This window comes from Stutzerimonas stutzeri (assembly GCF_024448955.1).
In the GTDB taxonomy this organism is placed as follows: Bacteria; Pseudomonadota; Gammaproteobacteria; order Pseudomonadales; family Pseudomonadaceae; genus Stutzerimonas; species Stutzerimonas stutzeri_AQ.
Genome location: NZ_JAMOIH010000009.1, coordinates 177762 through 196655, shown reverse-complemented (window position 1 = coordinate 196655; position 18894 = coordinate 177762). Strand labels below are relative to the sequence as shown.

General features: G+C 59.5%; 17 protein-coding genes. All 17 read left to right on the top strand.

Annotated features, from left to right (window positions below):
* The 17 genes from yidC to NA645_RS11855 all read left to right on the top strand — a co-directional run bounded on the left by yidC (window position 1) and on the right by NA645_RS11855 (window position 18872).
* Window positions 1–1671, top strand: a complete 1671-nt coding sequence (yidC, locus tag NA645_RS11935; RefSeq protein WP_256048998.1) for a membrane protein insertase YidC — start codon at window positions 1–3, stop codon at window positions 1669–1671.
* A gap of 64 nt (window positions 1672–1735) precedes the next feature.
* Window positions 1736–3103, top strand: coding sequence for a tRNA uridine-5-carboxymethylaminomethyl(34) synthesis GTPase MnmE (gene mnmE, locus NA645_RS11930; RefSeq protein WP_256048997.1), 1368 nt, complete (start codon window positions 1736–1738; stop codon window positions 3101–3103).
* Window positions 3104–3680: 577 nt separating this feature from the next.
* Window positions 3681–5573 carry a tRNA uridine-5-carboxymethylaminomethyl(34) synthesis enzyme MnmG gene (gene mnmG, locus NA645_RS11925; RefSeq protein WP_256048996.1) on the top strand — a complete coding sequence of 631 codons (1893 nt, stop codon included), beginning with the start codon at window positions 3681–3683 and terminating at the stop codon, window positions 5571–5573.
* Complete coding sequence (rsmG, locus tag NA645_RS11920; protein ID WP_256048995.1) at window positions 5573–6220, top strand: 16S rRNA (guanine(527)-N(7))-methyltransferase RsmG; 648 nt, start codon at window positions 5573–5575, stop codon at window positions 6218–6220. The genes mnmG and rsmG overlap by 1 nt, the downstream gene beginning before the upstream one ends.
* A 19-nt stretch (window positions 6221–6239) precedes the next feature.
* Entirely contained in the window at window positions 6240–7028 is a 789-nt protein-coding gene (locus tag NA645_RS11915; RefSeq protein WP_256048994.1) for a ParA family protein, read from the top strand.
* Between the two features lie 9 nt (window positions 7029–7037).
* Window positions 7038–7910, top strand: coding sequence for a ParB/RepB/Spo0J family partition protein (locus tag NA645_RS11910; protein WP_256048993.1), 873 nt, complete (start codon window positions 7038–7040; stop codon window positions 7908–7910).
* A 132-nt stretch (window positions 7911–8042) separates the two neighbouring features.
* A complete protein-coding gene (locus tag NA645_RS11905) occupies window positions 8043–8441 on the top strand; it encodes a F0F1 ATP synthase subunit I (RefSeq protein WP_231752265.1) in 399 nt (132 codons plus the stop codon).
* A gap of 14 nt (window positions 8442–8455) precedes the next feature.
* On the top strand, window positions 8456–9328 hold the full coding sequence (atpB, locus tag NA645_RS11900) for a F0F1 ATP synthase subunit A (RefSeq protein ID WP_256048992.1): 873 nt from the start codon (window positions 8456–8458) through the stop codon (window positions 9326–9328).
* Window positions 9329–9398: 70 nt separating this feature from the next.
* Complete coding sequence (gene atpE, locus NA645_RS11895) at window positions 9399–9626, top strand: F0F1 ATP synthase subunit C (protein WP_003290909.1); 228 nt, start codon at window positions 9399–9401, stop codon at window positions 9624–9626.
* A gap of 92 nt (window positions 9627–9718) precedes the next feature.
* Window positions 9719–10189 (top strand): F0F1 ATP synthase subunit B, encoded by a 471-nt coding sequence (locus tag NA645_RS11890; protein WP_131649139.1) that lies wholly within the window; start codon window positions 9719–9721, stop codon window positions 10187–10189.
* A gap of 12 nt (window positions 10190–10201) precedes the next feature.
* On the top strand, window positions 10202–10738 hold the full coding sequence (locus NA645_RS11885) for a F0F1 ATP synthase subunit delta (protein ID WP_197446129.1): 537 nt from the start codon (window positions 10202–10204) through the stop codon (window positions 10736–10738).
* A gap of 15 nt (window positions 10739–10753) precedes the next feature.
* Window positions 10754–12298 carry a F0F1 ATP synthase subunit alpha gene (atpA, locus tag NA645_RS11880; RefSeq protein WP_256048991.1) on the top strand — a complete coding sequence of 515 codons (1545 nt, stop codon included), beginning with the start codon at window positions 10754–10756 and terminating at the stop codon, window positions 12296–12298.
* Window positions 12299–12348: 50 nt separating this feature from the next.
* Complete coding sequence (gene atpG, locus NA645_RS11875) at window positions 12349–13212, top strand: F0F1 ATP synthase subunit gamma (RefSeq protein WP_256048990.1); 864 nt, start codon at window positions 12349–12351, stop codon at window positions 13210–13212.
* A 30-nt stretch (window positions 13213–13242) separates the two neighbouring features.
* On the top strand, window positions 13243–14619 hold the full coding sequence (gene atpD / locus NA645_RS11870; protein WP_256048989.1) for a F0F1 ATP synthase subunit beta: 1377 nt from the start codon (window positions 13243–13245) through the stop codon (window positions 14617–14619).
* 80 nt (window positions 14620–14699) lie between these two features.
* The gene (locus NA645_RS11865; protein ID WP_131649134.1) at window positions 14700–15128 is read left to right on the top strand and encodes a F0F1 ATP synthase subunit epsilon; all 429 of its coding nucleotides are present in this window, start codon (window positions 14700–14702) and stop codon (window positions 15126–15128) included.
* 118 nt (window positions 15129–15246) lie between these two features.
* Window positions 15247–16611: a bifunctional UDP-N-acetylglucosamine diphosphorylase/glucosamine-1-phosphate N-acetyltransferase GlmU gene (glmU, locus tag NA645_RS11860; RefSeq protein WP_256048988.1), complete on the top strand. Its 1365-nt coding sequence runs from the start codon at window positions 15247–15249 to the stop codon at window positions 16609–16611.
* Window positions 16612–16724: 113 nt separating this feature from the next.
* On the top strand, window positions 16725–18872 hold the full coding sequence (locus tag NA645_RS11855) for a methyl-accepting chemotaxis protein (RefSeq protein ID WP_256048987.1): 2148 nt from the start codon (window positions 16725–16727) through the stop codon (window positions 18870–18872).
* Window positions 18873–18894: the final 22 nt, after the last annotated feature.

The window sequence follows — 18894 nt, the reverse complement described above, 5'->3', positions numbered from 1 at the left end:
ATGGATATCAAACGCTCGATCCTGCTTGTCGCATTGGCAGTCGTTGCCTACCTGATGGTTCTTCAGTGGAATCAGGACTATGGTCAGGCTGCTCTGCCTGCCGAGACAAATCAGGAACAATCTTCAGCCACTCAGCTACCCGAGACGCCAACCACCGTTACTGCTGAGGGTTCGCAGGGTGACATTCCTGCTGTCGCTGGCGATCAGTCGGCCAGCGCGCTTCCTGAAACTCAGGCCAGTTCTCAGCTCATCCGTGTGCGTACCGATGTCCTCGACGTCGCGATCGATCCACGTGGCGGTGACATCGTCGACCTGCGCTTGCCAGAGTTTCCGCGCCGCCAGGATCGGCCGGACGTTCCTTTCCAGCTGTTCGAGCGTAGCGCCGAGCGGACCTACGAAGCTCAGAGCGGGCTGATTGGCGATGGTCCAGACAAAGCCAGCGGCCGCCCACTGTATAGCAGCGAGCAACAGAACTATCAGCTCGCCGAAGGGCAGGATCAGCTCGTCGTCGACCTGAAGTACAGCGAAGATGGCGTCAACTACACCAAGCGTTTCACCTTCGATCGTGGCGATTACGACCTGGGCGTGCGTTACCTGATCGACAACCAGAGCCAGAAGGCCTGGACTGGTTACATGTTTGGTCAGCTCAAGCGCGACGACAGTGGCGATCCCTCTTCGAGCACGGCAACCGGCACGGCAACCTATCTAGGCGCGGCACTGTGGACCAAGGACGAGCCCTATACCAAAGTGTCCATGGGCGACATGGACGACCAGAACCTGAAGAGAACCGTCGACGGCGGCTGGATCGCCTGGTTGCAGCACTACTTCGTGACCGCCTGGATTCCTGCGCCCGATCAGACCAACCAGGTACAGACGCGCAAGGATAGCCAAGGTAACTACATCATCGGTTTCACCGGTCCCGCAATTTCGGTCGCGCCCGGCAGCCAGGGCGAAGCAGCCGCTACCCTTTATGCCGGTCCCAAGAGTCAGGACAAGCTCGAGGAACTTTCCCCCGGTCTGCGTCTGACCGTCGACTACGGCATCCTCTGGTTCATTGCCCAACCGATCTTCTGGCTGCTGGAGAACATTCACGCGCTGCTGGGCAACTGGGGCTGGTCGATCATCGTACTGACCATCATCATCAAGCTCGCGTTCTTCCCGCTGTCGGCCGCCAGCTATAGGTCGATGGCGCGCATGCGTGCGGTTTCGCCGAAGATGCAGGCGCTCAAGGAACAATTCGGCGATGATCGCCAGAAGATGTCCCAGGCGATGATGGAGCTGTACAAAAAAGAGAAGATCAATCCGCTGGGCGGCTGTCTGCCGATCCTGGTGCAGATGCCGGTTTTCCTTGCACTCTATTGGGTTCTACTGGAAAGCGTCGAGATGCGCCAGGCGCCCTGGATGTTCTGGATCACCGACCTGTCGATCAAGGACCCGTTCTTCATCCTGCCGATCATCATGGGCGTGACCATGTTCATCCAGCAGCAGTTGAACCCCACACCACCAGATCCGATGCAAGCCAAGGTGATGAAGCTGTTGCCTGTCATCTTCACCTTCTTCTTCCTGTGGTTCCCGGCAGGTCTGGTGCTGTACTGGGTCGTCAACAACGTCTTGTCGATCGCGCAGCAGTGGTACATTACCCGCAAGATCGAGAGACAGGCCGCAGCCTGATCTGCTGAACGAACAGAACGCCCCTTGATTGGGGCGTTTTGCTTTGGATCCGCTGGAGAGACGCATGAATCACGAACGTGAAACCATTGCCGCAGTCGCCACCGCACCCGGGAGAGGGGGAATCGGGGTCGTGCGTGTTTCCGGGCCGCGGGCGAAAGCTGTGGCCATTACCCTCAGCGGCCGGGAGCCGACTGCTCGCCATGCGCATTACGGTCCGTTCCATGCCGACGATGGAGAGGTCATCGATGAAGGGCTGATGCTGTTCTTTCCAGGTCCTAATTCTTTTACCGGCGAAGACGTACTGGAACTGCAGGGGCATGGTGGCCTGGTGGTGATGGACATGCTATTGCGCCGCTGCGTGGAGTTGGGCGCGCGCCTGGCTCGCCCCGGCGAGTTCAGCGAGCGGGCTTTCCTCAACGACAAGCTGGACCTGGCGCAAGCCGAGGCGATCGCCGATCTGATCGAAGCAAGCTCCGCCCAGGCCGCCCGCAACGCCGTGCGCTCGTTGCAGGGGGAGTTTTCCCGGCGGGTGCATCAACTGACGGAAAAACTCATCCAACTGCGGATATACGTGGAAGCGGCGATCGATTTCCCGGAAGAGGAAATCGATTTCCTCGCCGATGGTCGGGTGCTGGCATTGTTGCAGAGTGTCAGACAGGAACTGAGTGAGGTCATCCGTGAAGCCGGTCAGGGGGCACTGCTGCGAGAGGGCATGAATGTAGTGATCGCCGGCCGCCCCAATGCTGGAAAGTCCAGCCTGCTCAACGCACTGGCCGGTCGGGAAGCGGCGATCGTCACCGATATCGCAGGCACCACGCGCGACGTGCTTCGCGAGCATATTCATATCGACGGTATGCCGTTGCACATCATCGATACCGCTGGCCTGCGGGATACCGATGATCAAGTGGAGCGCATCGGTGTGGAACGCGCCATCAAGGCCATCGAGGATGCCGACCGGATACTCCTGGTGATGGATGCCAGCGCAGCATCCGGCGACGCTGGCGAGTCAGGTTGGCCCGAGGTTCTCACCATCAGGCCGGACCGAACCAAAACCACCCTCATCCGCAACAAGGCCGACCTGACCGGCGAGGGTACCACGCTTGCGATCGATCCTGACGGCTACACCACCCTGAGCCTCTCGGCGAGATCAGGTGACGGCCTCGAAATGTTGCGTGAGCATCTAAAGGACTGCATGGGCTATGACCAGACCGCCGAGAGTGGTTTCAGCGCCCGTCGCAGACACCTGGATGCGCTGCGACAGGCTGCGGAGCATCTGGAGCATGGCCATGCCCAGCTCACGCTCGCTGGAGCGGGGGAGCTGCTCGCCGAAGACCTGCGGCAAGCCCAGCAGGCGCTTGGCGAGATCACTGGAGCCTTCAGCTCGGACGATCTGTTGGGCCGCATATTTTCCAGCTTCTGTATTGGTAAGTAGCCCTAAGCCTCGCTCGACGGCTCCTTAGCTTCGCCAGTTCCTGTGCGCTTGAACGCAGCCGCGCTTCGTTCTGCGGCTGCTTGCGGGAACCTTGTCATTAATCGTCGCTAAATGCCCCTTCAACCCTACCCACCGACTCCATTGGCTTCCCGCAATGCGGCGCCAAAGCTCGCCAATCCCAGCTAAGCTCTGTGGAAAAGTACGCCTAAGATCGGTCCATAACCAGTTGAAGAACAAGCTCACAGATAGCCCTGTGCATAACTTATCCTTTCATACACAGCCTATGAACCGGTAGCGCACGGGTAGAGCGCAGCATCAACACAACCTTTTAAAACGCTGGAATCCTCTAAGTACAGGGCTTCCGTGGATCTATCCACAGAAATTTCGCTCCTATTTATAAACATAAAAATAAGCTTTAAATACTTTTCTCTATTTTTCTAATGATGCGTCTGTTTGCCGTCGTCATTGCCTGAAGCTGCAGCTGGTCATTTTTTGTTCAAAGGACTTCTTTCGAAAACCTCCAGCCCCTATACTTGCGCGTTTCCCAAAACTCATCTGAACAGGCACGAGGTGCGTGGTGGATTTCCCTTCCCGTTTTGACGTCATCGTTATCGGCGGTGGCCATGCCGGTACCGAAGCTGCTTTGGCAGCCGCTCGAATCGGCGTGAAGACATTGCTGCTCACTCATAACGTCGAAACGCTAGGGCAGATGAGCTGCAATCCGGCCATCGGTGGTATCGGCAAGAGTCATCTGGTCAAGGAAATCGACGCATTGGGCGGCGCCATGGCGACCGCTACCGACAAGAGCGGAATACAGTTCCGCGTGCTCAACAGCCGCAAGGGTCCGGCGGTCCGCGCTACGCGTGCGCAGGCCGACCGTGTGCTTTACAAGGCTGCGGTGCGAGAGACACTCGAGAAACAGGCGAACCTGTGGGTATTTCAGCAGGCTGCTGACGATCTGATCGTCGAGGCGGATCAGGTCAAAGGTGTCATCACGCAGATGGGCCTGCGTTTCTTCACCGAATCGGTTGTTCTGACGACCGGGACCTTCCTTGGCGGACTTATCCACATTGGGTTGCAGAATTACTCCGGTGGACGCGCTGGCGATCCGCCATCCATCGCTCTGGCTGCACGTCTGCGTGAACTGCCGCTTCGCGTCGGTCGTCTGAAGACCGGGACGCCGCCTCGTATCGACGGCCGCAGCGTCGATTTCTCGGTGATGACCGAACAGCCGGGCGATAGTCCCATTCCGCCGATGTCATTCCTCGGACATGCGGCGCAGCATCCCGAGCAGGTCAGTTGCTGGATCACCCACACCAACGCCAGAACCCACGAAATCATCGCGGCCAATCTCGACCGCTCGCCGATGTATTCCGGCGTCATCGAGGGCGTCGGGCCACGCTACTGTCCATCGATCGAGGACAAGATCCATCGTTTCGCCGACAAGGACAGCCACCAGGTTTTTATCGAGCCCGAAGGCCTGACTACCCATGAGCTTTACCCCAATGGCATTTCCACCTCGCTGCCGTTCGATGTTCAGTTGCAGATCGTGCAAAGCATTCGCGGGATGGAGCAGGCTCACATCGTCCGACCTGGCTATGCCATCGAATACGATTACTTCGATCCGCGCGATCTGAAATACAGCCTGGAAACCAAGGTCATCGGCGGGCTTTTTTTCGCCGGCCAAATCAATGGCACCACGGGTTACGAAGAAGCCGGTGCGCAAGGTTTGCTGGCCGGTACCAATGCGGCCCTGCGCGCGCAAGGCAAGGACAGCTGGTGTCCACGTCGCGACGAAGCCTACCTGGGCGTGCTGGTCGACGATCTGATCACCCTGGGAACCCAAGAGCCGTATCGCATGTTCACTTCTCGCGCCGAGTATCGGTTGATACTGCGCGAGGACAACGCCGACCTCCGGTTGACCGAAAAAGGCCGGGAGTTAGGACTGGTGGATGATGTTCGCTGGGCGGCGTTCGAGCGCAAGCGCGAAAGTATCCTTCAGGAAGAACAGCGTCTGAAAAGCACCTGGGTGCGTCCTGCCACCCCGCAGGGCGATGCCATCGCCGAGCGTTTCGGTACACCGCTGACCCACGAGTACAGCCTGCTCAATCTGCTTTCGCGTCCGGAAATTGACTACCGAAGCCTGATTCAGCTCACCGGCGCTGGGGTTGAAGACCCCCAGGTCGCCGAGCAGGTCGAGATCAAGACCAAGTACGCTGGATATATTGATCGCCAGCAGGAGGAGATAGTCCGCCTGCGTGCCAGCGAAAGCGTGGTGCTACCGTCGGACCTGGATTACGCGACCATCAGCGGCTTGTCGAAGGAGATCCAGCACAAGCTTTCCCTGGCGCGCCCCGAGACGCTAGGCCAGGCTTCGCGGATACCCGGCGTTACGCCGGCCGCCGTATCGCTCCTGATGATCCATTTGAAAAAACGCAGCGCCGGTCAGAAGCTGGAGCAAAGTGCCTGATGGATGCCGAATACGCCCGCTATGCCGAAGAACTCAAGCAGGGTGCGGCCTTGCTGGGCGTCGATCTCAACGAAACCCAGCAAGAACAACTGCTCGGCTATTTGCGGCTGCTGAACAAGTGGAACAAGGCCTACAACCTGACCGCCGTGCGCGATCCGGCGGAAATGGTCTCGCGGCATCTGCTCGATAGCCTCAGCGTCGCGCCGCATGTAGAGCAGGGCGGCTCGCGCTGGCTCGATGTGGGTAGCGGCGGCGGTATGCCTGGCATACCGCTGGCCATTCTGTTTCCCGAGCGCAGCTTTACACTGCTCGACTCGAACGGCAAAAAGACCCGCTTTCTGACGCAGGTCAAGCTCGAGCTGAAGCTCGCAAATCTGGAAGTTGTCCACAGCCGCGTCGAAGAGTTCAGGCCGGAGCAGCCCTTTGCCGGTATCACGTCCCGGGCTTTCAGCTCGCTGCGTGACTTCGCCGACTGGACGCGCCACCTGGGCGATCTCGATACCCGCTGGCTTGCCATGAAAGGCATCCAGCCGGACGATGAGCTGCAGGCGTTGCCTGATGATTTTCAGCTGGAGCGCTGTTTGGTTCTCAAGGTTCCCGGTTGCCAAGGGCAACGCCATCTGTTGATACTGCGCCGCACTTCATGACTCCGGACAGACACTGACCATGGCTAAAGTATTTGCCATCGCCAACCAGAAGGGCGGTGTCGCCAAGACCACCACCTGCATCAATCTCGCCGCTTCGCTGGTTGCGACACGCCGTCGCGTCTTGCTTATCGACCTTGATCCACAGGGCAACGCTACCACCGGAAGCGGTGTGGATAAGTTGAGTCTGGACTACTCGATCTATGACGTTCTCATCGGCGAATGCAGCCTGATCGATGCGATGCAGTTTTCCGAGCACGGTGGGTATCAGTTATTGCCGGCCAACCGTGACCTGACGGCCGCGGAAGTCGCCCTGCTCAATTTGCCGACTAAGGAAAACCGCCTGCGCGAGGCGCTTGCGCCGGTACGCGAGAACTACGATTACATTCTCATCGATTGTCCGCCTTCCTTGTCGATGCTGACCATCAACGCCCTGACAGCGGCGGACGGCGTGATCATTCCGATGCAGTGCGAGTATTACGCCCTCGAAGGTCTGACCGACCTGGTCAACTCCATTCAGCGCATCGGTCAGGCGTTGAATCCTTCGCTGAAAATCGAGGGCCTGTTGCGCACCATGTACGATCCGCGCAGCAGCCTGACCAACGATGTCACCGAACAGCTCAAGGCGCATTTCGGAGAGAAGCTCTACGACACCGTCATCCCGCGCAATGTGAGGCTGGCCGAAGCGCCCAGTCATGGCATGCCGGCGTTGGTCTATGACAAGCAATCCAAGGGCGCCTTGGCCTATCTGGCACTGGCGGGCGAACTGTCGCGTCGTCAGCGTCGAGCCGCCCGCAGCGTAACCGCATAAGGAATTTTCATGGCGACCAAAAAACGAGGCCTAGGACGCGGACTGGATGCCCTGCTCGGCGGCGCCAATGTGACAACGGCGCAGCAACAGACCGCTCAGGTCGACGAGCGCGAGCTGCAACAGTTGCCTCTCGACGTCATCCAGCGGGGCAAGTATCAGCCGCGTCGCGATATTGACCCGGTGACCCTCGATGAATTGGCGAATTCGATTCGCAGCCAAGGCTTGATGCAGCCTATCGTAGTTCGCTCGATCGGTTCGGGCCGCTACGAGATCATTGCCGGCGAGCGGCGCTGGCGTGCCAGCCAACAGGCGGGGCTTGAGAAAATTCCGGCATTGGTACGCGAAGTCTCGGACGAAGCGGCCATCGCCATGGCGCTGATCGAAAACATCCAACGCGAAGACCTCAATCCGATCGAAGAAGCTGTGGCTCTGCAACGACTGCAGCAGGAATTCCAGCTGACCCAGCAGCAGGTCGCTGACGCCGTTGGCAAATCCCGGGTAACCATCAGCAACCTGTTACGCCTGATCGCCTTACCTGAGGAGATCAAGACGCTTCTGTCTCATGGCGATCTGGAAATGGGACATGCGCGGGCATTGCTGGGGTTACCCGTTGAACAGCAGGTCGAAGGCGCGCGTCATGTTGTCGCACGCGGGCTAACGGTGCGTCAGACCGAGGCGCTGGTTCGGCAGTGGCTCAATGGCAGCAAGGGCACCAAAGCCGAGCCGAAGAGCGATCCGGACATCGTTCGCCTGGAACAACGGCTAGCCGAGCGCCTGGGTTCTCCAGTGCAAATCAAGCATGGCGAAAAGGGCAAGGGACAGCTGGTGATCCGCTACAATTCGCTGGATGAGTTGCAAGGTGTGCTGGCGCACATTCGTTGATACAAAATATATGTAGTGCCGATCGGAAATAACTACCGGAAGGTTGAACGCCGTTGGGGCTGCTCCTATACTCGCGGCGCTTTTTTGACTGCCGTCATTTCAGATGGCGTAGGTATTTGGCGGTGGTTGTAGGTGAATATACGTAACAGAACACCTCTCCATCGAATGCCTGTAGTACGTGTGCTGGTGGTACAGGCGCTCGTTGCGTCGGTCACCGGCATTTTTTGTGGTGTTTTTTTTGGTATGGTCGCGGGCTATTCAGGCCTGCTGGGCGGTTTGATAGCTCTATTGGGCAATACATATTTTGCGTTCAAGGCGTTTCGTTATTTCGGCGCGCGTTCGGCAAAGGCCATCGTTCAGTCATTGTGGGCTGGCGAGATGGGTAAACAGATTCTGGCAGCAGCGCTATTCGCGCTGGTGTTTGTGGGAGTGAAACCGCTGGAACCGGTAGCGTTGTTTGCCGGCTATCTGATGGTTCTTGGCGCCGGAGCGAGCGCCCTCCTGCTGATGAAAAATAATCCGAAGCATTGAACACTGAGGCGTTTATGGCGAGTACCCCGGCGGAATACATCCAGCATCACCTACAGAATCTGACTTACGGAAAATTGCCGGAAGGTTATGTTCGCGCAGACGGCTCGGTGGTCGACCAGGCTACCTGGACCATCGCCCAGACGGGCACCGAAGCCCGCGACATGGGCTTCATGGCCGTCCATCTCGATACGCTCGGATGGTCGTTGTTCATGGGCCTGATCTTCGTCCTGGTTTTCCGCATGGCCGCCAAGGGCGCAACCGCTGGCATTCCGGGGCGCCTGCAGAACTTCGTGGAGATGTGCGTCGAGTTCGTCGAAGGCGTGGTGAAGGATACTTTCCACGGCCGCAACGCGCTTATCGCGCCACTGGCTTTGACCATTTTCGTCTGGGTGTTCCTGATGAACAGCCTGAAGTGGATTCCGGTGGATTACATCCCGGGCCTGGCTACGCTGCTTGGGCTGCCCTACTTCAAGATCGTCCCGACTGCCGACCCGAACGGCACCTTCGGCCTGTCGTTGGGTGTATTCATCCTGATCCTGTTCTACAGCTTCAAGGTCAAGGGCGTCGGCGGTTTCACCAAGGAGCTGGCCTTCACCCCGTTCAACCACTGGTCTCTGGTTCCGTTCAACCTGTTTCTCGAAATCCTCGGTCTGCTGACCAAGCCGCTGAGCCTGGCTCTGCGTCTGTTCGGCAACATGTATGCCGGTGAGGTGGTGTTCATCCTCATTGCGCTGCTGCCGTTCTACGTGCAGTGGACCCTGAATGTACCCTGGGCGATTTTCCACATCCTGGTAATCCCGCTGCAGGCGTTCATCTTCATGGTTCTGACCGTGGTGTACCTGAGCTCTGCACATGAAGATCATGGGCACGCCGAGCTCACGCCATAACAGCTGAATCGTTCGAAACGTTTTTGCTTTACCCGAAAAACCTTAACCCCCTTAGCTTCAGGAGCTTTACATGGAACTCGTCTACATCGCCGCCTCCATCATGATCGGTCTGGGTGCCCTGGGCACTGGCATCGGCTTCGCCCTGCTGGGTGGCAAGCTGCTGGAATCCACCGCTCGTCAACCCGAGCTGGCTCCTCAGCTGCAAACCAAGACCTTCCTGATGGCCGGTCTGCTCGACGCCGTACCGATGATCGGTGTTGGTATCGCGATGTACCTCATCTTCGTTGTCGCTGGCTAATACATTCCGGTTCCTGATGGGGTTCGCTCCGCGAGCCCCGTTGCCGTGGAATTGACAACCGCGTCGAACGAGATAGCACGAGGTATATCGCTGTGAACATTAACTTGACGCTGTTCGGTCAAACGTTCGCTTTCGCTATTTTCGTCTGGTTCTGCATGAAGTTCGTATGGCCGCCTATCACCAAGGCCATGCAGGAACGCCAGAAGAAAATTGCCGAAGGGCTGGACGCCGCAGGCCGTGCGCAGCAAGACCTAAAATTGGCTCAGGAAAAGGTTTCCAACACCCTCCGCGAGACCAAGGGGCAAGCTGCCCAGATTCTTGAGCAGGCCAACAAGCAGGCCAATGCCATCGTTGAGGAAGCCAAGCAACAGGCGCGCACCGAAGGTGAGCGACTGGTAGCCGGCGCCCGCGCCGAAATCGAGCAGGAAGTGAATCGTGCCAAGGAGCAACTGCGCAATCAGGTAGCGGTATTGGCCGTGATGGGTGCGGAGAAGATCCTGGAGTCCCAGGTGGACGCCAAGGCGCACAACGATCTGGTCGAAAAACTGGCCTCCCAACTCTAAGCGAGGCAAGCGATGATCAATACCCAGACGCTTGCTCGGCCATACGCCAAGGCCGCGTTCGAGTTCGCCAGCGCGGCTGGCCGGATCGAGGCGTGGTCGGGCATGTTGAGCCTGGCTGCGGTCGCCGTTGAAGTTCCCGACGTTGCCGAACTGCTGAAGAATCCTCGTCTGACCAGTGAAAACAAGGTCAAGACGCTGGTTCAGCTGCTCGGTAGCGACATCGATGAAGCCTTCCGTAACTTCGTCTCCACGCTTGGTGACAATGATCGCCTGGACGTGTTGCCGACCATCCGGGAGCTGTTCGAGGAACTCAAGGCTGAGGCCGAAAAGACACTCGACGTTGAAGTGCAGACAGCTTTCGAGCTGACCCCTGCGCAACTCCAAACCTTGGCTGCCGCCTTGTCGAAGCGGCTAGATCGTACCGTCAACCCCCAGCAGGTCGTGAACCCTGCGCTGATCGGCGGCGTTGTCATCCGCGCCGGCGATGTGGTTGTCGATGGTTCGGTCCGCGGCAAACTGAGCCAGTTGGCCGAATCGTTGAAATCCTGATTTGAGGGTCGTGGCATGCAGCAACTGAATCCTTCCGAGATTAGTGAAATCATAAAGCAGCGCATCGGTAGTTCCGATGTGTCTGCTCAAGCGCGTAACGAAGGCACCGTCGTCAGCGTTTCCGACGGTATCGTTCGCATTTACGGCCTTGCCGACGTGATGTACGGGGAAATGATCGAATTCCCTGGCGGCGTCTTCGGTATGGCCCTGAACCTGGAGCAGGACTCCGTAGGTGCCGTTGTACTGGGCAGCTACCAGAGCCTGACCGAAGGCATGAGCGCCAAGTGCACCGGTCGCGTACTGGAAGTTCCGGTAGGTCCGGAACTGCTGGGGCGCGTCGTCGACGCACTGGGCAACCCGGTTGACGGCAAGGGTCCGGTCAACGCGCAGGCAACTGACGCGGTTGAAAAGGTCGCCCCTGGCGTAATTTGGCGTAAGTCGGTCGACCAGCCGGTACAGACCGGTTACAAGTCGGTCGATGCGATGATCCCGGTTGGTCGCGGTCAGCGCGAGCTGATCATCGGTGACCGTCAGATCGGTAAAACCGCTCTGGCCATCGACGCGATCATCAACCAGCGCGACAGCGGCATCAAGTGCGTCTACGTCGCGATCGGCCAGAAGCAATCGACCATTGCCAACGTGGTGCGCAAGCTTGAGCAGCACGGTGCGCTGGCCAACACCATCATCGTTGCCGCTTCGGCTTCAGAATCCGCTGCGCTGCAGTTCCTGGCTCCGTACGCTGGCTGCACCATGGGCGAGTACTTCCGTGACCGCGGTGAAGACGCGCTGATCGTTTATGACGATCTGTCCAAGCAGGCCGTGGCCTATCGCCAGATCTCTCTGCTGCTGCGTCGTCCGCCGGGACGTGAAGCCTACCCGGGCGATGTGTTCTATCTCCACAGCCGTCTGCTGGAGCGTGCATCGCGCGTTTCAGAGGAGTACGTCGAGAAGTTCACCAACGGTGCCGTGACTGGCAAGACCGGTTCTCTGACCGCTCTGCCGATCATCGAAACCCAGGCCGGTGACGTATCCGCGTTCGTTCCGACCAACGTGATTTCGATCACCGACGGTCAGATCTTCCTCGAGTCGTCGATGTTCAACGCGGGTATCCGTCCGGCCGTCAACGCCGGTATCTCGGTATCCCGTGTAGGTGGTGCCGCTCAGACCAAGATCATCAAGAAGCTGTCCGGCGGCATCCGTACCGCGCTGGCTCAGTATCGTGAACTGGCGGCATTCGCCCAGTTCGCGTCCGACCTGGACGAAGCGACCCGCAAGCAGCTCGAGCATGGTCAGCGTGTCACTGAGCTGATGAAGCAGAAGCAGTACGCGCCGATGTCCATCGCCGACATGGCGGTGTCTCTGTATGCGGCCGAGCGTGGCTATCTGCAGGATATCGAAGTCGCCAAGGTTGGTGCCTTCGAGCAGGCGTTGATCGCCTATTTCCGTCATGAGCACGCTGCTCTGCTGGACAAGATCAACGTGAAGGGCGACTTCAACGACGAAATCGACGCAGGCATCAAGGCCGGCATCGAGTCGTTCAAGGCCACCCAATCCTGGTAAGCCGCAGCGGGAGCCGCAAGGTTCCCGCCTGCTAACCCGATAGGTGTCAAATGGCAGGCGCAAAAGAGATTCGCAGCAAGATTGCGAGCATCAAAAGCACGCAGAAGATCACCAGCGCCATGGAAAAGGTGGCGGTCAGCAAGATGCGCAAGGCACAGATGCGCATGGCTGCCAGCCGTCCTTATGCGGAGCGGATCCAGCAGGTAATCGGTCATCTGGCCAATACCAACCCGGAGTACCGCCACCCGTTCATGGTAGAGCGCCCGGTCAAGCGTGTCGGCTATATCGTCGTGTCGTCCGATCGCGGCCTGTGCGGCGGCTTGAACACCAACCTGTTCAAGGTGCTGGTCAAGCACATGAAGGAATGGCACGACAGCAATGTCGAGGCCGACCTCTGCGTGATCGGTAACAAGGGCGCGAGCTTTTTCCGCAGCTTCGGCGGCAACGTGGTCGCGGCAGTCAACGGGCTTGGTGAAGAGCCGTCGATCAACGATCTGATCGGCAGCGTCAAGGTCATGCTGGATGCCTTCGATCAGGGCCGTCTGGACCGTCTCTTCCTGGTGTCGAACAAGTTCATCAACACCATGACGCAGAAGCCGACCGTAGCTCAGTTGCTGCCGTTGGCGGCCAGTGACGATCAGACCGCGCCGAAAGGTCAGTGGGACTATCTGTACGAACCCGATGCCCGGCTTCTGCTGGATGCCTTGCTGGTTCGCTACGTCGAGTCCCAGGTCTATCAGGCCGTGGTCGAGAACGGCGCCGCCGAACAGGCAGCCCGGATGATCGCCATGAAGAACGCAACCGACAACGCCGGTGAGCTGATCAGCGACCTGCAACTGGTCTACAACAAGGCCCGTCAGGCTGCGATCACGCAAGAAATTTCGGAAATCGTCGGCGGCGCTGCCGCGGTTTAAGAACGGTTCAAATATTCAGAGGAACCAAACATGAGTAGCGGACGTATCGTTCAAATCATCGGCGCCGTTATCGACGTGGAATTTCCGCGCGATCTGGTACCGAACATCTATGACGCGCTGAAAGTGACTGGCGCCGAAACCACCCTGGAAGTCCAGCAGCAGCTGGGCGACGGCATTGTCCGTACCATCGCCATGGGTTCGACCGAGGGCCTCAAGCGCGGTCTGGATGTCAGCAACACTGGCGCTGCGATTTCCGTACCGGTGGGCACTGCCACCCTGGGCCGGATCATGGATGTGCTGGGCAACCCCATCGACGAAGCCGGTCCGATCGGTGAAGAAGAGCGCTGGGGCATCCACCGCGCGGCGCCGAGCTATGCCGAGCAGGCTGGTGGCAACGAGCTGCTGGAAACAGGCATCAAGGTTATCGACCTGGTCTGCCCGTTCGCCAAAGGCGGTAAGGTCGGTCTGTTCGGTGGTGCCGGTGTCGGCAAGACCGTAAACATGATGGAGCTGATTCGTAACATCGCCATGGAGCACAGCGGTTATTCCGTGTTCGCCGGCGTGGGTGAGCGTACTCGTGAAGGTAACGACTTCTATCACGAGATGAAGGACTCCAACGTTCTGGACAAGGTTGCGCTGGTCTACGGCCAGATGAACGAGCCACCAGGAAACCGTCTGCGTGTAGCACTGACCGGCCTGACCATGGCCGAGAAGTTCCGTGACGAAGGCAAGGACGTTCTGCTGTTCGTCGACAACATCTACCGTTACACCCTGGCCGGTACCGAAGTATCCGCGCTGCTGGGTCGTATGCCGTCTGCGGTGGGTTATCAGCCGACGCTGGCCGAGGAAATGGGCGTTCTGCAGGAGCGCATCACCTCCACCAAGAACGGTTCGATCACCTCCGTTCAGGCCGTTTACGTACCTGCGGACGACCTGACCGACCCGTCCCCGGCGACCACCTTCGCCCACCTCGACGCTACTGTGGTTCTGTCGCGCGACATCGCTTCCCTGGGTATCTACCCAGCGGTCGATCCGCTCGATTCCACGTCGCGTCAGCTGGATGCCAACGTGATCGGCCAGGAGCACTACGACACTGCTCGCGGCGTTCAGTACGTGCTGCAGCGCTACAAAGAACTGAAGGACATCATCGCGATCCTGGGCATGGACGAACTGTCCGAAGCCGACAAGCAGCTGGTATCCCGTGCTCGTAAGATCCAGCGCTTCCTGTCCCAGCCGTTCTTCGTGGCCGAGGTCTTCACCGGTTCGCCTGGCAAGTACGTCTCGCTGAAAGAAACCATCCGTGGCTTCGCCGGCATTCTCAACGGTGATTACGATCACCTGCCGGAGCAGGCGTTCTACATGGTTGGCGGCATCGACGAAGCCATCGAGAAGGCCAAGAAACTGTAACTGGCGCGCCCGCTCGCGGGCGCCAATAAGCTCGACCGGCGGCACCCGTCGCGGGTCGAGCTGATTACCGAGGCATAAGTATGGCTATGACAGTCCACTGTGACATCGTCAGTGCGGAAGAAGAGCTGTTCTCGGGGCTGGTAGAGATGGTCGTCGCTCATGGTCACCTGGGTGACCTGGGCATTCTGCCGGGCCACGCTCCACTGCTGACCGATCTCAAGCCCGGTCCGGTGCGAGTGATCAAGCAGGGTGGCACCGAAGAGATCTTCTACATTTCCGGCGGCTTCATCGAAGTTCAGCCGAACATGGTGAAGGTGCTCGCCGATACCGCTACGCGCGCCAAGGATCTGGACGAAGCGGCGGCGCAGGCTGCCGTGACGGCCGCCGAGAAGGCCCTGCACGAGAAGGGTGCTGAGTTCGATTACGGCTCGGCTGCTGCTCGTCTGGCTGAAGCTGCCGCGCAGCTGCGGACCATCGAGGCGATGCGCAAGAAGTACGGCCGCGGTTGATCCGCTGACTGCTTCATCGTGCGCGAGTAAAAGGGTAGCCTTGGCTACCCTTTTTCTTTTCCGTTTTTCGTAAAAACCTCTTTTGCGTCGGCCCCAGGGTCACGATTCAGGATCTGCCATGTCACTCGATATCGTCATTCTCGCTGCCGGTCAGGGCACGCGCATGCGCTCCGCTCTACCCAAGGTACTTCACCCGGTTGCCGGTCAGTCCATGCTGGGGCATGTGATCGAGACCGCCCGAGGGCTCGAGCCCAAAGCCATCCACGTGGTGATTGGCCACGGCGCCGAGCAGGTGCGTGAGCGCCTGGCCGCGGACGATCTGAATTTCGTGGTCCAGACCGAGCAGTTGGGAACAGGACATGCTGTTGCGCAGGCACTTCCTGAGCTCACGGCCGAGCGAGTGCTGATCCTTTATGGCGACGTGCCGCTGATCGAAGCGGCGACGCTCGACCGACTCCTGCACAAGGTCGGCCCGCAGCAGCTTGCTTTGCTGACGGTAAACCTGAACGACCCGACCGGTTACGGCCGGATCGTGCGCGACGGCCAGGGCGTGGTCCAGGCGATCGTCGAACATAAGGACGCTTCGCCCGAACAAAAGCTCATAGCGGAAGGCAACACCGGCATTCTGGCGGTGCCGAGTGAGCGACTGGGTGACTGGCTGGGGCGGCTGTCCAACAGCAATGCACAGGGCGAATACTATCTGACCGATGTGATCGCCATGGCCGTCGCCGATGGGCTGACGGTCGCTACCGAGCAGCCGCAGGATGCGATGGAAGTACAGGGTGCCAACGATCGCATTCAATTGGCTGAGCTCGAGCGGCACTATCAGCTGCGTGCGGCGCGTCGTCTGATGGAGCAGGGAGTTACGCTACGCGATCCGGCACGCTTCGATCTGCGTGGCGAAGTGAGTGTCGGCCGCGATGTCTTGATCGACGTGAACGTAATCCTCGAAGGCCGGGTGGTGATCGAGGATGGTGTGGAGATCGGGCCCAATTGCGTTATTCGCGACAGCACGCTGCGCCGTGGTGCGGTGATCAAGGCCAACAGTCATCTGGAAGGCGCCGAACTGGGCGAGGGCGCCGACTGCGGGCCATTCGCGCGCCTGCGTCCCGGTGCGGTGCTGGGAGCCAAGGCGCACGTCGGCAACTTCGTCGAGGTGAAGAATTCGCGCATAGGCGAGGGCGCCAAGGCCGGCCACCTGGCCTATCTAGGTGACGCCGAAATCGGCGCGCGGACCAACATCGGCGCAGGGACCATCACTTGCAACTATGACGGTGCCAACAAGTCCCGCACGGTGATGGGCGAGGACGTGTTCATCGGCTCCAACAGCTCGCTGGTTGCTCCGGTCAGCCTCGGTGATGGCGCTACCACCGGCGCCGGTTCGGTGATCACGGCCGATGTACCGGCCGGCACCCTGGCACTCGGGCGGGCTCGGCAGGTATTGATCGAAGGCTGGCAACGGCCGCAGAAAACGCGTAAATAACGGGCGATGACGCGCTCCCAGGGCTCGGTGCGCTTCGGTGTTCTTACAGGCGGTACTCAAGGGATGGGATGTCTGGTCGATCCTTAAGGGCATAACGTCACGAGGAAGCGATGATGCCCGCCCTTACCCGCCTGTCCATCCAGTGGAAGCTCACTCTGCTGGCTGGCCTTTGTCTTTTGCTTATTGTCGGCCTGTTGGTCGGCGCTTCGCTCTACCAATCGCGTCAGGCCGCAGTTCTGGTCAGCGCATCGAGCGGTGCCATGCTGGAAGAGTCCGCGCGCAACAATCTGCAAGCGCGTGGCTTGGCGCAGGCTCTGCGCATCGAGCGACAGTTCAACGATGCTTATCAGTACGGCAAGGGTTTCGTTCGTCAGGTGCTGTCTCTGCGCGAGCAGGCCATCGAGCGGATGGCCAATGCCTTCGAGCTTCGTGAGGATTTGCACCACCAGATCAAGACGGCGTTGGAAGCCAATCCTGACCTGATCGGCCTTTACGTGGTGTTCGAGACCGACGCGCTGGACGACAGGGATGGCATGTTCATAGATAACGCCGAAATGGGCGGCAACGACACCGGACGATTTTCGCTGTACTGGTCGCAGCGCAAGCCTGGCCAACTCAGTGCTGAGACCATGAGCGAAGAGGAACTCGCCGATACCTCATCCAGCATCACGGGCGCACCCTATAACGCCTGGTACAGTTGCCCGCGCGACAGCGCCAGGGTCTGTGTACTCGAGCCCTATTTCGACGAGGTGGAAGGGAAGCCGCTGCTGATGACCAGCGTCGCCTTTCCCTTGATCGAAAATGACAAGGTCATTGGTGTCGTCGGCGTTGATATCAGCCTGGCTTCGCTGCAACAACTCAGTCAGGAGGCGCAACAGGTTCTTTATCAGGGCGAAGGTCATCTGAGCGTGATCAGTCCCGCCGGTTATCTGGCCGGTCATAGTCGCGACGCTGGCCTGCTCGGCAAACCACTGAGCGCCGCGTTCGGTGCACAGAGCGAGGCGATTGACCGGGTGGTCGATGCCGGTAAGCCGGCGTTGCTCGACGATGGCGACATGCTGCGGGTGCTGCAACCCGTACAGCCAGTGCCGGAAGTCGAACCCTGGGCGATTCTGCTGGAAGTGCCACGTCAGGTGCTGCTCGCTCCGGCAGCGCGCCTGGAGCAGACGCTGCAGGCTCAGAGTCGGGAGAACAGCATGATCGCCCTAACCATCGGCCTTGTCGCGGTGTTGCTGGGCTTGGCACTGATGTGGCTGACCGCTCGGGGCGTGACCCGTCCTATCGAAGGGGTCGCGGCGATGCTCAAGGACATCGCCAGTGGCGAGGGCGATCTCACTCGACGACTGGAATACGCCCGAGAGGATGAATTGGGCGAGCTGGCCGGCTGGTTCAATCGTTTTCTCGACAAGCTGCAGCCAACCATCGCCGATGTACAGCGCTCGGTTCAGGATGCGCGCAGCAGCGCCGACCAGTCTGCTGCGATCGCCACGCAGACCAGCGCTGGCATGCAGCAACAGTTCCGCGAAGTCGAACAGGTGGCGACCGCATCGCATGAAATGAGCGCCACGGCGCAGGATGTCGCGCGCAACGCTGCGCAAGCAGCGGAGGCTGCACGCGCTGCCGATCAGGCAACCCACGAAGGGCTGGATGTCATCGATCACACCACGCGTAGCATCGACGGCCTCGCCGATGAACTGAACCATGCCATGGGACAAGTCGAAACGCTGGCCGCTAGCAGCGAACAGATCGGCTCGGTGCTCGAAGTGATTCGCGCGATCGCCGAGCAGACCAACTTGCTGGCGCTTAATGCCGCCATCGAGGCGGCACGGGCAGGCGAGGCCGGGCGTGGTTTCGCCGTGGTGGCCGATGAAGTTCGCAACCTCGCTCGACGCACCCAGGAATCCATCGAAGAAATCCGTCTGGTCATCGAACGTCTGCAGAGCGGAACCCGCGACGTGGTCACGGCGATGCAGGGCAGCCATGCTCAGGCGCAGGGCAGTGTCGATCAGGTAGGCAATGCCGTCGCTGCGCTGCGCAAGATCGGCGACGCGGTGGCGGTGATTTCCGACATGAACCTGCAGATCGCCAGCGCAGCCGAGCAGCAAAGTGCGGTAGCCGAAGAAATCAACCGTAACGTGGCTGGTATCCGCGACGTTACCGAATCGCTGTCTGGCCAGGCGGACGAATCAGCTCGCGTCAGCCAGGCATTGAATCAGCTGGCCAACCATCAGCAGAGCTTGATGAGCTACTTCAGGGTTTGATGCCTAGGTGTTGACGGAGCCG

What these genes read in the sequence shown, in the direction of transcription:
- yidC (WP_256048998.1), top strand. Translation starts at nt 1, where the DNA reads ATGGATATCAAACGCTCGATCCTGCTTGTCGCATTGGCAGTCGTTGCC.
- mnmE (WP_256048997.1), top strand. Translation starts at nt 1,736, where the DNA reads ATGAATCACGAACGTGAAACCATTGCCGCAGTCGCCACCGCACCCGGG.
- rsmG (WP_256048995.1), top strand. Translation starts at nt 5,573, where the DNA reads ATGGATGCCGAATACGCCCGCTATGCCGAAGAACTCAAGCAGGGTGCG.
- NA645_RS11915 (WP_256048994.1), top strand. Translation starts at nt 6,240, where the DNA reads ATGGCTAAAGTATTTGCCATCGCCAACCAGAAGGGCGGTGTCGCCAAG.
- NA645_RS11910 (WP_256048993.1), top strand. Translation starts at nt 7,038, where the DNA reads ATGGCGACCAAAAAACGAGGCCTAGGACGCGGACTGGATGCCCTGCTC.
- atpB (WP_256048992.1), top strand. Translation starts at nt 8,456, where the DNA reads ATGGCGAGTACCCCGGCGGAATACATCCAGCATCACCTACAGAATCTG.
- atpE (WP_003290909.1), top strand. Translation starts at nt 9,399, where the DNA reads ATGGAACTCGTCTACATCGCCGCCTCCATCATGATCGGTCTGGGTGCC.
- NA645_RS11885 (WP_197446129.1), top strand. Translation starts at nt 10,202, where the DNA reads ATGATCAATACCCAGACGCTTGCTCGGCCATACGCCAAGGCCGCGTTC.
- atpA (WP_256048991.1), top strand. Translation starts at nt 10,754, where the DNA reads ATGCAGCAACTGAATCCTTCCGAGATTAGTGAAATCATAAAGCAGCGC.
- atpG (WP_256048990.1), top strand. Translation starts at nt 12,349, where the DNA reads ATGGCAGGCGCAAAAGAGATTCGCAGCAAGATTGCGAGCATCAAAAGC.
- atpD (WP_256048989.1), top strand. Translation starts at nt 13,243, where the DNA reads ATGAGTAGCGGACGTATCGTTCAAATCATCGGCGCCGTTATCGACGTG.
- NA645_RS11865 (WP_131649134.1), top strand. Translation starts at nt 14,700, where the DNA reads ATGGCTATGACAGTCCACTGTGACATCGTCAGTGCGGAAGAAGAGCTG.
- glmU (WP_256048988.1), top strand. Translation starts at nt 15,247, where the DNA reads ATGTCACTCGATATCGTCATTCTCGCTGCCGGTCAGGGCACGCGCATG.
- NA645_RS11855 (WP_256048987.1), top strand. Translation starts at nt 16,725, where the DNA reads ATGCCCGCCCTTACCCGCCTGTCCATCCAGTGGAAGCTCACTCTGCTG.